Origin of the sequence: Streptococcus sp. GP0011 (assembly GCF_030546305.1) — a bacterium.
GTDB lineage: Bacteria > Bacillota > Bacilli > Lactobacillales > Streptococcaceae > Streptococcus.
Window position 1 is genome coordinate 43,532 of the sequence record NZ_JAUONR010000006.1, and the last position, 14,566, is coordinate 58,097.

Here is a 14,566-nt window from a genome sequence, read left to right on the forward strand (position 1 = left end):
GCTAAGTGCATTTAGGAGGCTACACTTCAAATTCATAGAGTGCTGTAGACAAATAACGTTCGCCGTTATCTGGTGCTAAAGCAAGGACTTTCTTACCTGCACCTAATTTCTTGGCAACCTCAATTGCCCCGTAAATCGCTGCAGCTGAAGAAATCCCAACAAGGAAGCCTTCTTTTCCACCAATTTCACGGCCAAGTGCTAAAGCATCATCTGACGTTACGCGGACGATACCATCATAGGCCTTTGTATCAAGTGTCTCAGGAATAAATCCAGCTGAGATGCCTTGAATTTTGTGGGGTCCTGGTTTTTCACCAGACAAGATAGCTGACTCGTCTGCCTCAACTGCATAAACTTGAATGTTTGAATTTGCTGCTTTAAGAGCGTGAGAGACACCTGAGATCGTTCCACCAGTACCAACACCACCCACAAAAGCATCTAAACCATCAGAACCGAAAGCAGCCAGTATTTCAGCTCCTGTTGTTCTTTCGTGTACTTCTGGATTAGCTGGATTATTAAATTGGAGTGGAAGGAAGCCGTCACGTTCAGCGGCGATTTCCTGAGCTTTGGCAATGGCCCCTTTCATTCCTTCGCTACCAGGAGTGAGGACGAGTTCAGCACCATAGGCTTGGATAATCTTACGGCGTTCCACGCTCATCGTTTCAGGCATGACGATAACAACTTTATATCCTTTAGCAGCACCTACCCATGAAAGACCAATACCAGTGTTTCCACTCGTTGCTTCAACAATAGTAGCACCCGGTTTTAGAATACCATCTTGTTCCGCTTTTTCAATCATGCTAAGGGCAATACGGTCTTTTACTGACGATCCAGGGTTAAAAGCTTCTAGTTTAACATAGACGTCTGCAGCACCCTCTGGAACAATGTTGTTAAGTTTAACAATCGGTGTTTGTCCGATTAGTTCAGTGATATTGTTATAAATAGCCATAGATATACCTCTTTGTATAAGATGATACTAGTATAACGCGCTTAAGGCTATTTGTAAAATATAGAAATCCTATCAAAGTGATAGGATTTTTTTATATCAAAGGTCTAAGCCATTAATTTTTAATCGATTGTGATAAGCCAATTCTAATAAATAGATGTAAAGCGGAAGGATGTCCGTTTTTTTAGGGAATTCAAATTTATGGAAACTCAGATGCTCATTATGTGCTTTTAGAAAGACATTTTCTAAGTAAGTGATTGTAATCTCACTATCATCTATACCTGCTCCAGCAGTCTCCATTTCAACGTTTACAATGTTCATCAAAAAGAGTGACTTAACAGACACCTTACGACCAGTAGTGCCTTGCTTATCTGTAAATATGATACGAATATTTGTAAAGATGATTGCGTCACGAATGAGCTTATATCCACTTTGGATTTCTTCATTCTCTAGTAGGTATTGACCATATTCTTTGATAAGAGCTTCTTTGTTTTGCTCGCTGAAGTTACCAGCAAGTCCTTGAATAAATTTCCCAAACGCCATGTATTTCTCCTTTGTTTACACTAAGTTTACAGGAACTTCAACTTCTCGTAAACCTTGATCTGTTAAAGTAACCTTTCCATTAAAAAACTCTACAAGAGCAGACTTGATATTTTCTTTCTCTTCCTTATCAACATAAATCATTGTATCAACTTGATCTGTAAAGTTTGTATCCAGCTCCATGAGATGATGCTCTCTAAGAAAATTACCATATTCTTGATACTGAGCGTAAGACATCTGAATGGCTATGCCAGCCTGTTCTTTGATTTCAATAATGCCAATTTCTTTGACAGCCAAGGCTACGCTACCTGCATAAGCACGAATCAAACCACCAGCACCTAGTTTGATGCCACCAAAGTAGCGTGTCACTACCACACAGAGATTGGTTAGATTATGATTTTCTAAGACACCCAGCATAGGGACTCCAGCAGTACCACTAGGTTCCCCATCATCACTCGTACGTTTGATTTCACTGCGTTCCCCTACAATAAAAGCAGAGCAGTTATGGGTGGCTTTATAGTGTTCTTTTTTGATGGTAGTTATGAAGTCACGAGCCTCTTCTTCGCTATAAACACGCTTGACATGACAGATAAATCGAGATTTTTTGATTTCTTCTTGGACCTGCCCATCCTCTTTAATTGTTCTAAATTCCATGATTTAATTGTACTAAAAAAATATCTAAAGTGCTAGATTTTTACGAATAAAGAAGTATGAAAGTAAATCCAAATTACCTCGGTCGCTTGTTTACTGAGAAAGAATTAACAGAAGAAGAACGGCAGATGGCTGAGAAACTTCCAGCAATGAGAAAAGAGAAAGGGAAACTGTTTTGTCAACGTTGTAATAGTAGTATTCTAGAAGAATGGCATTTGCCTATAGGCGCTTACTATTGTAGGGAGTGTTTATTGATGGAGAGAGTCAGGAGTGATCAAGCTTTATACTATTTTCCACAGGAGGATTTTCCTAAGCAAGACGTCCTCAAATGGCGTGGTCAGTTAACACCTTTTCAAGAAAAAGTTTCAGAGGGACTTCTTCAAGCGGTAGACAAGCAAGAGCCAACCTTGGTTCACGCTGTAACAGGAGCTGGAAAGACAGAGATGATTTATCAAGTTGTGGCTAAAGTGATTGATGAAGGTGGTGCAGTTTGTTTAGCCAGCCCTCGAATAGATGTTTGCTTGGAGTTATATAAGCGACTGCAGAATGACTTTGCTTGTGAGATAGCACTACTTCATGGTGAGTCAGAACCCTATTTTCGAACACCACTAGTTGTTGCAACGACTCATCAGCTGTTAAAATTTTATCATGCTTTTGATTTGCTGATAGTGGATGAAGTAGATGCCTTTCCTTATGTTGACAACTCTGTTCTTTACTATGCTGTAAACCAATGTGTAAAGGAGGAGGGGTTAAGGATATTTCTTACAGCAACTTCTACAGATGAGTTAGATAAGAAGGTTCGCACTGGAGAATTAAAACGATTGAGCTTGCCAAGACGATTTCATGGAAATCCATTGATTATTCCTAAACCAGTCTGGTTATCGGATTTTAATCGCTGTTTAGAGAAAAATCAATTGTCAACCAAGTTAAAGACTTATATTGAGAAACAGAGAAGAACAGGTTATCCCTTACTGATTTTTACATCAGAGATTAAGAAAGGCGAAAAACTAAAAGAAACACTACAGGTGTATTTCCCAGATGAGAAAATTGGTTTTGTATCTTCTATCACAGAAGATCGATTAGAGCAAGTACAAGCTTTTCGAGATGGAGAACTGACAATACTGATTAGTACAACAATATTGGAACGCGGGGTTACCTTCCCTTGTGTGGATGTTTTCGTAGTAGAAGCTAATCATCGTCTCTTTACCAAGTCTAGTTTGATTCAGATTGGAGGGCGAGTTGGACGCAGTATGGATAGACCAACTGGTGAGTTGCTCTTCTTTCATGATGGATTAAATGCTTCCATCAAAAAGGCAATCAAGGAAATCAAGCAGATGAATAAGGAGGCAGAGTTATGAACTGTTTACTATGTGGCCAGACTACAAAGAGTGAGCTGACTTTTAGCAGTCTCTTCCTTTTGAAGGATGACTGCAGTTATCTTTGTTCAGATTGTGCTTCTAGTTTTGAGAAGATTGGTGAGAATTATTGCCCAAACTGTATGAAAACAGGCATGTCAACTAAGTGTCAAGATTGTAAACTTTGGTGTAAAAAAGGAATTCAGGTTGATCATAAGGCAATCTTTACCTATAATCAAGCTATGAAAGACTTTTTCAGTCGATATAAGTTTGATGGCGATTTTTTGCTTAGAAAAGTTTTTGCTTCTGTTCTTGCTGAGGAGCTGAAAAAGTATAGAGGATATCAATTTGTGTTGATTCCCCTAAGCCCTGAAAGATTGCTTGAGAGGGGGTTTAACCAAGTCGAGGGTTTGGTTGAGGCAGCAGGCTTTTCTTTTAAAGATATATTAGGAAAAAGAGAAGAGAGCGCTAGTTCTTCTAAAAGCCGTTTGGAAAGGTTAGCTACTGAAATTCCATTTTTTATTAAAGATGGTATCTCGCTTCCTAAGAAGATTTTGCTGATTGATGACATCTATACAACAGGGGCAACTGTGAATCGAGTGAAACGACTTTTGGAAGAAGCAGGTGCTTTGGAAGTTAAAACTTTTTCCCTTGTAAGATGAGGAAAAAATTTGCAAAATGAAAATGAAAGCGTTATAATATAGTTAGAAAAACAAAAATGTTTAGAAAGAAGGTACTTATATGATTAAATATAGTATCCGTGGTGAAAACCTAGAAGTAACAGAAGCAATTCGTGATTATGTAGTTTCTAAACTCGAAAAGATCGAAAAGTATTTCCAACCTGAGCAGGAGTTGGATGCACGTGTGAACTTGAAAGTTTACCGTGAAAAAACAGCAAAGGTTGAAGTAACAATTCCACTTGGATCTATCACTCTTCGCGCTGAAGATATTTCTCAAGATATGTATGGTTCTATCGATCTTGTGACAGATAAAATTGAACGTCAGATTCGTAAAAATAAAACTAAAATCGAACGTAAGAATAAAAATAAAGTTGCGACAAGTCAACTCTTTACAGATGCTCTGGTAGAAGATGCAAATGTAGTGCAACCAAAAGTTGTTCGTTCAAAACAAATTGATTTGAAGCCAATGGATTTAGAAGAAGCCCTTCTCCAAATGGATTTATTGGGACATGATTTCTTTATCTATGTAGATGTGGAAGATCAAACAACTAATGTTTTGTATCGCCGTGAAGATGGTGAAGTTGGTTTGTTAGAAGTAAAAGAATCATAAAATAGAATTTTTAAAGTGGTTTACACCAGTGTAAACCATTTTTATATTGCATTATTATAAAAGGTATAAATGGGGGCAGTTATGAAAGACGTGGTGATTGTTTCAGCAGTGCGAACTCCAATAGGCTCCTTTGGAGGAAGTTTGAAGAATGTTTCAGCTGTTGATTTGGGAGCTTTGGTTATTAAGAGTGCTTTGGAAAAAGCCAATGTCAAACCAGAGCAGGTAGACGAAGTGATTATGGGGAATGTCCTAGGCGCAGGTTTAGGTCAAAACGTAGCTCGTCAAATGAGCGTTCATGCAGGACTCCCTGAATTTACACCAGCCTTTGCCATCAATAAGGTTTGTGGTTCCGGTTTGAAGGCCGTGCAGTTGGCTGCTCAAGCGATTCGATGTGGCGATGCAGATATTATCGTAGCTGGTGGTGCAGAAAACATGAGTCAGGCTCCATACGTTTTGCCAAGTTTCCGTTGGGGCGGCCGTATGGGCGATTCGAAAGTGGTAGATACCATGATTAAGGACGGTTTGTCTGATGCCTTTAACGAATACCATATGGGGATTACAGCTGAGAGTGTGGCTGAAGAATATGGCATCAGTCGAGAAGAGCAAGATGCTCTTGCTTTAGAGTCACAAAAACGAGCAGTGGCGGCTATAGAATCTGGACGCTTTAAAGAAGAGATTGTGCCAGTTGTCATTCCTCAACGCAAAGGCGATTCGATCGTTTTTGATACAGATGAATATCCTAGAAAAGATACTAGCTTGGAGAGTTTATCTAAGCTAGGTCCTGTTTTCAAAAAAGACGGTTCTGTCACAGCGGGAAATGCTTCCGGTATCAATGACGGGGCAGCAGCTGTCTTAATCATGAGTGCTGAAAAAGCTAAAGAATTAGGTTTGCCAGTGATTGTCCGCATTCGTTCGTATGCAAGTGTAGGTTTGGATCCTAAGATGATGGGATGTGGGCCGATTTATGCGACTCGCAAGGCTCTTGAAAAAGGCAATTTGACAGTTGATGATCTCGACTTGATTGAGTCAAATGAAGCTTTTGCTGCTCAGGCTTGTGCGGTTGGCAAAACACTTGGTTTCAATACTGATATTGTCAATGTCAATGGTGGCGCGATTGCTCTTGGTCACCCAATTGGGGCTTCCGGTTGCCGTATCCTAGTAACGCTGGTACATGAGATGATGAAACGTGATGCTAAAACTGGGTTAGCTACTCTCTGTATCGGAGGAGGGATGGGAACTGCCCTTATCGTAGAACGTTAGGTGTTAGTGATCTGAACGCGTGGGTAGGAGGGTGATGATTCCCTCCTCTTTTTGTGTCTGAAGTTAGAGAAATGAAGGGCTTGCATCTTTTAAAAGGTCGCTTTTTAAGGGTTTTTGTGATATAATAATGCGCAAGAGGTTTAGAATGAAAAAAAATAATTTAATCCCGTTTTCTGTGGTCTTATTAGGACTTGCAACTTTCGGAATCTTAACTTTGCTGATTATTTTTTCACATAATCTTGCTGTAACAATCACTGTTTTGTTTTTATTTGTACTGCTTTATTTGCTTTTATTCGTTTGGCAAAAAAAACAGTATGAAAAGAGCGAAATTGAACAAATCCAATATGTAAATCACCAAGCCGAAAATAGCTTGAGTACTTTGCTTGATCAAATGCCGGTGGGAGTCCTGAAATTAGACTTATCAAGCGGAGAAGTGGAATGGTTTAATCCTTATGCTGAGCTGATTTTAACTACTGAAGAAGGCGAAATTGATGTTGAATTAATTCAAACCATCATCAAGGCTTCTGTTGGGAACCCAGGTTCGTATGCTACCTTGGGCGAAACACGATATGCTGTCCATATGGACAAGGCTTCGGGTGTTTTGTATTTCTTTGATGTTTCTGGAGAGTACGAAGCAACTGTCGAATTGGTAACTAGCCGTCCAGTCATTGGAGTCATCTCAGTAGATAACTATGATGATTTGGAGGATGCGACGTCTGACTCTGATATCAGCCATATCAATAGCTTTGTAGCCAATTTTGTTTCAGAATTTGCTAGTAAGTATGCTATGTTTTCTCGCCGTGTGGGGATGGATCGTTTTTATGTATTCACAGATTACACGGTACTAGAGGAATTGATGAATGATAAATTCTCCGTTATTGATACTTTCCGAGAAGAATCAAAACAGAGGCATCTACCCCTAACTTTAAGTATGGGATTTTCTTATGGTGATGGAAACCATGAAGAGATAGGGAAAATTGCCTTGCTCAACTTGAACTTAGCAGAAGTTCGCGGTGGTGATCAGGTGGTGGTCAAGGAAAATAACGAAACCAAGAATCCTGTCTACTTTGGTGGAGGAACTGCTGCATCTATCAAACGTACTCGTACACGTACCAGAGCCATGATGACAGCCATTTCTGATAAGATTCGAAGTGTTGACCAAGTTTTTGTAGTCGGTCATAAAAATCTAGATATGGATGCTTTGGGATCTGCTGTTGGTATGCAGTTGTTTGCAAGTAATATTATTGAGAACAGTTATGCTGTCTATGATGCAGACCATATGCCAGCAGATATCGAACGTGCTATTCAGTTCTTGAAGAAGGAAGATGTCACGAAACTTTTATCTCTTACAGATGCGATGAAGTTAGTTACAAACCGTTCATTATTGATTCTGGTGGATCATTCCAAGACGGCTTTGACTTTGTCAAAAGATTTTTATGATTTGTTCACTCAAACTATTGTTATTGACCATCATAGACGTGATCAGGATTTCCCTGAGAATGCAGTCATCACCTATATTGAAAGTGGGGCAAGTAGTGCCAGTGAGTTGGTCACAGAATTGATTCAGTTCCAAAATTCTAAGAAAAATCGTTTGAGTCGTATGCAGGCCAGTGTTTTGATGGCTGGTATGATGCTGGATACCAAGAATTTCACATCTCGCGTGACGAGCCGAACCTTTGATGTGGCTAGCTATCTGAGAACACGGGGAAGTGACAGTATTGCTATCCAGGAGATTGCTGCGACAGATTTTGAAGAGTACCGTGAGGTAAATGAACTCATTTTACAAGGTCGTAAGTTAGGTTCAGATATCTTGATTGCCCGAGCTAAGGACTCAATGTCTTATGACACAGTTGTTATCAGTAAGGCTGCCGATGCTATGCTGGCTATGTCAGGTATTGAAGCCAGCTTCGTTCTAGCAAAAAATACACAAGGATTTATCTCTATCTCAGCTCGAAGTCGTAGTAAAATCAATGTGCAACGCATTATGGAAGAGCTGGGTGGTGGAGGTCACTTTAATCTAGCAGCTGCGCAAATCGAGGATATGAGTTTGTCGGAAGCAGGAGAAAAATTGACTCAACTAATCTTGGAAGAACTAAAGGAAAAGGAGAAAGAAGAATGAAAGTAATCTTTTTAGCAGATGTTAAAGGAAAAGGGAAGAAAGGCGAAATCAAGGAAGTGCCAACTGGCTATGCTCAAAACTTCCTGATTAAAAAGAATTTGGCCAAGGAAGCGACTGCTCAAGCAGTGGGTGAGTTGCGTGGAAAACAAAAATCTGAAGAAAAAGCTCATGCAGAGATGATTGCTGAAGCAAAGGCTATCAAGGCTAAGCTTGAAGCAGAAGAAACTGTTGTAGAGTTTGTTGAAAAGGTTGGACCAGATGGCCGTACATTTGGCTCTATCACTAACAAGAAAATTGCAGAAGAATTGCAAAAGCAGTTTGGTATTAAGATTGACAAACGCAATATTCAAGTGCAAGCACCAATTCGAGCAGTAGGTTTGATTGATGTACCAGTGAAGATCTATCAAGATGTTACAAGTGTCATCAATCTTTGTGTAAAAGAAGGTTAAGTTTACAACTTCTTGACAAGATTGTAAAAGGAAGGAAAGTCGGATGGCAGAAGTAGAGGAACTGCGAGTTCAACCTCAGGATATTTTGGCAGAACAATCTGTTCTGGGGGCTATTTTTATAGATGAGAGTAAGCTCGTTTTTGTCCGAGAATACATTGATTCTCGTGACTTCTTTAAGTATGCTCATCGGTTGATTTTCCAAGCGATGGTAGATTTGTCGGATCGTGGGGAAGCAATTGATGCGACGACAGTTCGGACGATTTTGGATAGCCAAGGGGATCTCCAAAATATTGGTGGCTTGTCCTATCTTGTTGAAATCGTCAACTCTGTACCAACTTCAGCTAATGCGGAGTATTATGCTAAAATTGTAGCTGAAAAGGCTATGCTACGTCGCTTGATTTCCAAATTGACAGAGTCTGTCAACCAAGCCTATGAGGCTTCTAAGCCTGCAGATGAAATCATTGCTCAGGCTGAAAAGGGGCTCATTGATGTTAGCGAAAACGCCAATCGTAGTGGTTTCAAGAACATCCGAGATATTCTAAATATCAACTTTGGGAACCTAGAAGTTCGGTCACAACAAACAACGGATATCACTGGTATTGCAACGGGCTACCGTGATTTGGACCATATGACGACAGGTCTTCATGAGGAGGAGTTAATTATCCTAGCGGCGCGACCAGCAGTTGGTAAGACGGCCTTTGCTTTGAACATTGCTCAGAACATCGGGACTAAGTTGGACAAGACGGTTGCTATCTTTTCGCTGGAAATGGGTGCGGAAAGTCTAGTAGACCGTATGTTGGCTGCTGAAGGTTTGGTGGAGTCCCATTCTATCCGTACAGGTCAATTGACTGATGAGGAGTGGCAAAAGTATACCATTGCTCAAGGGAACCTAGCTAACGCGAGTATCTATATCGATGATACGCCAGGGATTCGAATCACGGAAATTCGTTCGCGTTCACGTAAACTGGCTCAAGAAACAGGCAATCTAGGCTTGATTTTGATCGACTACCTACAGCTTATCACAGGTACTGGTCGTGAGAACCGCCAACAAGAAGTCTCTGAAATTTCTCGTCAGTTAAAAATTCTAGCTAAGGAGCTAAAGGTTCCAGTCATTGCTCTTAGTCAGTTATCTCGTGGAGTTGAACAGCGTCAAGATAAGAGACCAGTCTTGTCTGATATTCGTGAATCGGGTTCTATCGAGCAGGATGCGGATATCGTAGCCTTTCTGTACCGTGACGACTACTATGATCGTGCAGGTGAAGAAGAGGAAGGAATTCCAAATAACAAGGTTGAGGTTATCATCGAGAAAAACCGTAGTGGAGCTCGTGGAACGGTGGAATTGATTTTCCAAAAAGAATACAATAAATTTTCAAGTATCTCAAAGAGGGAGGCATAAGATGTCAGATGCATTTACAGATGTAGCCAAGATGAAAAAAATCAAAGAAGAGATCAAGGCGCATGAGGGACAAGTCGTTGAAATGACTTTGGAGAATGGCCGTAAGCGCCAAAAAAATAGATTGGGTAAGCTAATTGAGGTTTATCCGTCTCTATTTATCGTTGAATTTGGGGATGTTGAAGGAGACAAACAAGCCAATGTCTATGTTGAATCCTTCACCTACTCAGATATCTTGACAGAAAAGAACTTGATTCGCTATCTAGACTAAGAATCCTAAAATGAAGTGAGCTTTGCTCACTTTTTTTCTTTTTCTCCCGAATAGTATAAACGAGGGTAACCTCGGAAATTTATATTATTAAGGAGAATGAATGACGTTTTTTAAATCAGGAGTTAAGAAGAGTAGATATACTCAGTTGGGTTTAGGGCTGGCTACTTTGTTTGTTACAAGTACCTTTTTGTTTGGTGGAGAATCGGTTCAGGCCGATAGTGTAGCGCGTGGAGATGACTATCCGCTTCACTACAAAAATGGTAGTGTTGAAATCGATCAGTGGCGGATGTATTCTCGCCAGTGTACCTCTTTTGCGGCCTTTCGTTTGAGTAGTGTAAATGGCTTTGAGATTCCTCCTGCCTACGGAAATGCGAATGAATGGGGACATCGTGCAAGGCGAGAAGGCTACCGTGTGGATACTAAGCCAGAAGTTGGGGCTATTGCTTGGTCGACAGAAGGATATTATGGGCACGTGGCCTGGGTATCAAATGTATCAGGGGATACGATTGAAATCGAAGAGTATAACTATGGGGTTCGAGAAAAGTATAACCGTCGAAAAGTCAAGGCTAGTTCGATGACAGGTTTTATTCATTTCAAGGATTTATCTACTAGCCATAGTGCGGGTGAGAATACTCGTAACTCAGAGCTTCCGTCCAGTGGGACAATAGTATTCACGGGGGAATCGCCTATTATGGACCAACCGTCAAGTACAGGACAGGTTATTGACTACTATTATGCTGGTGAGAGTGTGAGCTATGACCAGGTTATTGAAAAGGATGGTTATAAGTGGCTCGGTTATTTGTCTTATAGCGGTTCTAGAAGATATGTGCAGTATGCAGAGCTAAGCAATACAGAAAAAGGCTGGAAAAAAGAAGGAGGGAGTTGGTATTACCGAGAGAATGGTAAGCTAGCGACTGGATGGAAAAAGGTCAATGGCAATTGGTATCGTTTAAAAGAAAATGGGGTCATGTCAACTGGCTGGATTAAGGATGGCTCTTACTGGTATTACCTGAAGGCTTCGGGTGAGATGCAGACGGGCTGGCTTAAAGACAAGGGAACTTGGTATTACTTAGAGGAATCTGGTCGGATGAAAGCTAGTCAATGGTTCCAAGTCTCGGGCAAATATTACTATGTCGATGCTTCGGGAGCCTTAGCTGTTAATACGATTATTGATGGCCACAGACTCGACAGTGATGGGGTAAGAACAGGAAGTATTTCTTAAACATCGTACAGACTTTCTTCTTGTTTATAAAATTTTAAAAGCTATAACAAATTAGTTGACGCTCATTAAGTAGTATAATATAATAATATTAAAAAACTATAAGAGGGGCTTTGTCTAATGGACAAGAAGAAAGTTATTTTAACAAGTTTAGCAAGTGCAGCTGTATTGGGAGCTAGTGTACTCGTTTCACAGCCTTCAGTAGTTAAGGCAGATGAAGGGAAAGCAGAAGAGCAGGCAGTTGCTCCTGCACAACCACAAGCTGGAACAGAAGGGGAGAGCGGTGCTCAAACTGAAAAGGGATCAGAAAACGCTAGTCCAGCTAATCCTGGTGCGACAAATCCAGCTAAAATGACCAAAGAAGAGTTGATGAAGGCTTTGGATGAACTTGAGGAACAGGCTATTAGTGATATTAAGGATAAGGAAGCAATTGAGGACAAAGAGGCTGCAACTGAAGCTGTGAAGGAATATATCGGTAAGATGTATATTTCAGACACTCTTGAGTCTGGAGAGCTCAGCCTAGATAATATCATCGCTGAATTGCCAGAAGGTGCAGAAGATAAGGCTGTGGTAACAGGTCCTGAAGCTCAAACTAATAAAAAATTATCTACTGAGGAGAAGGCTCTACTAGACCAGGCTGAAAAAGATGCCAAAGAACAAGTTTCTCAAGCGACGGATGCTCTGGTTCAAGCCCTAGCATCTCTTGAAAATGCTGTAATTGAAGATATTAAAAAAGACGCTTCAATCACCGATAAAGAAACGGCCATCAAAGAAGCCAAAGAAGAGATCGGTAAAGAAGACCTTTTGAAGGCTATCGCAGATGAGGATTTGGAGATTGGTGATGTTATTGTAGACTGGCCAGCAGATACGAGCGAGCACAAAACAGTAGTTGAACCTGTATCAGAATTCACAGATGAAGACCAAGCTAAGTTAGACGAAGCTGATAAAGAGGCTCAGGTTGATGCAGCTAAAGTTCGCTCAGATTTAATCGCTACCCTAGAAAAAATTGAAAGAGAGACAATCGACGACATCAACAAAGATGCCACTATCACTGATAAGGAAGCAGCAATCAAGGCAGCTAAAGAAGTGATTGACAAGGACGGCATCTTGAAAGCCATCGAAGAAGGTGACATTGATGCCTCAGACTTGTTAGATGATTTCTTGGCAGAAGACAGCGATCAGGTGACACCGGCCGAAGCGCTGAGTCAAGACGATTTCTCAAGCCAAGACCAAGCTAAACTCGCTGCAGCCGATAAGGAAGCGGCGGAAGAGGCAGCCAAAGTTCGCTCAGATTTAATCGCTACCTTAGAAAAAATTGAAAGAGAGACAATCGACGACATCAACAAAGATACCACTATCACTGATAAGGAAGCAGCGATTAAGGCGGCTAAAGAAGTGATTGGCAAGGATGCTATCTTGAAAGCCATTGAAGAAGGTGACATTGATGCCTCAGACTTGTTAGATGATTTCTTGGCAGAAGACAGCGATCAGGTGACACCAGCCGAAGCGATGAGCCAAGAAGATTTCTCAAGTCAAGACCAAGCTAAACTCGCTGCAGCGGACAAGGAAGCAGCAGAAGAAGCAGCCAAAGTTCGCTCAGATTTAATCGCTACCCTAGAAAAAATTGAAAAATCAACCATCGATGACATCAACAAGGATGCCACTATCACTGATAAGGAAGCAGCCATCAAGGCAGCTAAAGAAGTGATTGGCAAGGACGGCATCTTGAAAGCTATCGAAGAAGGTGACATTGATGCCTCAGACTTGTTAGATGATTTCTTGGCAGAGGATAGCGATCAGGTAAGCCCAGCTGAATCGAAGACTCAATCACAGCTTTCTAGCCAAGACCAAGCTAAACTCACTGCAGCAGATAAGGAAGCAGCCGAGGTGGCTAAGAAAGAGGAAGAAGCTAAGAAGGCGGCAGAAGAAAAAGCCCACAGCGAATTGTTGACAACCCTTGAGGGTATCGAAAAATCAACCATCGATGACATCAACAAGGATGCCACTATCACTGATAAGGAAGCGGCGATTAAGGCGGCTAAAGAAGTGATTGGCAAGGATGCCATCTTGAAAGCTATCGAAGATGGAGATATCGAAGCGTCTGACTTGCTAGATGATTTCTTAGCAGAAGACAGTGACCAGGTGACACCAGCCGAAGAGATGAGCCAAGACGATTTCTCAAGCCAAGACCAAGCTAAACTTGCTGCAGCTGACAAGGAAGCGGCAGAAGAAAATAGTAATGCGAAAAAACTTGAGCTAAGTAAATTAGAAGAGCAAGTTGCTAAGATTAAAGCGCAATTATCAAGTTTACAAGTTTCTGGTGACAAGAATAGTCAAGTCAAAGACTTGCAACAAGCTTTAGTAGACTATGAGGATGCTATTAAGACTCTAAGCAGTGTCATGTCGGCTGTTCTTGAAATTGAAGACTTTAAAGGTGGGGTGAACGCAGTAGAAGCTGCAACTGCAGAGTTGCCAGAATACAACAAAGGTGTAAATGCGGTAGAAGCTGCTGTAAATGAACTCCCAGCCTATGCAGAAAGTGGCGCTCCAGTCGTAGCGAACGTTCCAGCTTACGGAGAAAGCGGTACACCAATAGTAAACAATACTCTGCCTTATGCAGAAAGTGGCGCCCCAGCCGTAGTGAATGTTCCAGCTTACGGAGAAAGCGGTACACCAATAGTCAGCAACACTCTGCCTTATGCAGAAAGTGGTGCACCAGCCGTAGCAAATGTTCCAGCTTACGGAGAAAGTGGCGCACCAGCCGTAGCGAGTGTTCCAGCCTATGGAGAAAGCGGTGCCCCAGCAGTATCCAATATTCCAGCCTATGCTGAAAAGATTGAACCTGCAGTAAATGAAGTTCCAGAATACACTGGCAGTGTAGCTCCTTTGGCTACAAGCCCTACTCTTGGAACTGAACAAGATCGTACCTACAAAGCGCCTGCAGCAACGGATGAACAACTCCTTCCAAATACAGGAAGCCAAGATGCTTCAGCAGTTGCATCGCTAGGATTTATTGGTCTCCTTCTTGGTTTGCTACCATTTGCAAAGAGAAAATTGAACAAATAAATCGCATGAA

At 41.3% G+C, this 14,566-nt stretch carries 13 protein-coding genes; 10 read left to right on the forward strand and 3 right to left on the reverse strand.

The window, feature by feature from the left end; genetic code table 11:
* Positions 1-19 precede the first annotated feature (19 nt).
* From cysK to Q4443_RS07510, 3 genes are all read right to left on the reverse strand, one after another.
* Positions 20-946, reverse strand: a complete 927-nt coding sequence (cysK, locus tag Q4443_RS07500; RefSeq protein WP_049479393.1) for a cysteine synthase A — start codon at positions 944-946, stop codon at positions 20-22.
* A 96-nt stretch (positions 947-1,042) separates the two neighbouring features.
* Positions 1,043-1,486 carry a PH domain-containing protein gene (locus Q4443_RS07505; RefSeq protein ID WP_049479394.1) on the reverse strand — a complete coding sequence of 148 codons (444 nt, stop codon included), beginning with the start codon at positions 1,484-1,486 and terminating at the stop codon, positions 1,043-1,045.
* A 15-nt stretch (positions 1,487-1,501) separates the two neighbouring features.
* Positions 1,502-2,137, reverse strand: a complete 636-nt coding sequence (locus Q4443_RS07510; RefSeq protein ID WP_049479395.1) for a YigZ family protein — start codon at positions 2,135-2,137, stop codon at positions 1,502-1,504.
* Positions 2,138-2,193: 56 nt separating this feature from the next.
* Between Q4443_RS07510 and Q4443_RS07515 the strand changes: the two genes are divergently transcribed.
* The 10 genes from Q4443_RS07515 (at position 2,194) to Q4443_RS07560 (ending at position 14,556) form a co-directional block, all read left to right on the forward strand.
* Entirely contained in the window at positions 2,194-3,492 is a 1,299-nt protein-coding gene (locus Q4443_RS07515) for a DEAD/DEAH box helicase (RefSeq protein WP_049479396.1), read from the forward strand.
* Positions 3,489-4,151, forward strand: a complete 663-nt coding sequence (locus tag Q4443_RS07520; protein ID WP_049479397.1) for a ComF family protein — start codon at positions 3,489-3,491, stop codon at positions 4,149-4,151. The genes Q4443_RS07515 and Q4443_RS07520 overlap by 4 nt, the downstream gene beginning before the upstream one ends.
* Before the next feature lie 79 nt (positions 4,152-4,230).
* Positions 4,231-4,779: a ribosome-associated translation inhibitor RaiA gene (gene raiA, locus Q4443_RS07525; RefSeq protein ID WP_000599111.1), complete on the forward strand. Its 549-nt coding sequence runs from the start codon at positions 4,231-4,233 to the stop codon at positions 4,777-4,779.
* Between the two features lie 81 nt (positions 4,780-4,860).
* On the forward strand, positions 4,861-6,039 hold the full coding sequence (locus Q4443_RS07530) for an acetyl-CoA C-acetyltransferase (protein ID WP_049479400.1): 1,179 nt from the start codon (positions 4,861-4,863) through the stop codon (positions 6,037-6,039).
* Positions 6,040-6,184: 145 nt separating this feature from the next.
* On the forward strand, positions 6,185-8,158 hold the full coding sequence (locus tag Q4443_RS07535; RefSeq protein ID WP_049518866.1) for a DHH family phosphoesterase: 1,974 nt from the start codon (positions 6,185-6,187) through the stop codon (positions 8,156-8,158).
* Positions 8,155-8,607, forward strand: coding sequence for a 50S ribosomal protein L9 (gene rplI, locus Q4443_RS07540; RefSeq protein ID WP_033630528.1), 453 nt, complete (start codon positions 8,155-8,157; stop codon positions 8,605-8,607). The genes Q4443_RS07535 and rplI overlap by 4 nt, the downstream gene beginning before the upstream one ends.
* A 43-nt stretch (positions 8,608-8,650) precedes the next feature.
* The gene (gene dnaB, locus Q4443_RS07545; RefSeq protein WP_000852476.1) at positions 8,651-10,003 is read left to right on the forward strand and encodes a replicative DNA helicase; all 1,353 of its coding nucleotides are present in this window, start codon (positions 8,651-8,653) and stop codon (positions 10,001-10,003) included.
* 1 nt (position 10,004) lies between these two features.
* Entirely contained in the window at positions 10,005-10,271 is a 267-nt protein-coding gene (locus tag Q4443_RS07550; protein ID WP_001278165.1) for a Veg family protein, read from the forward strand.
* A 100-nt stretch (positions 10,272-10,371) separates the two neighbouring features.
* Positions 10,372-11,493: a CHAP domain-containing protein gene (locus tag Q4443_RS07555; RefSeq protein WP_053091382.1), complete on the forward strand. Its 1,122-nt coding sequence runs from the start codon at positions 10,372-10,374 to the stop codon at positions 11,491-11,493.
* A 117-nt stretch (positions 11,494-11,610) separates the two neighbouring features.
* Entirely contained in the window at positions 11,611-14,556 is a 2,946-nt protein-coding gene (locus tag Q4443_RS07560; protein WP_049518865.1) for an SIALI-17 repeat-containing surface protein, read from the forward strand.
* Positions 14,557-14,566 lie beyond the last annotated feature (10 nt).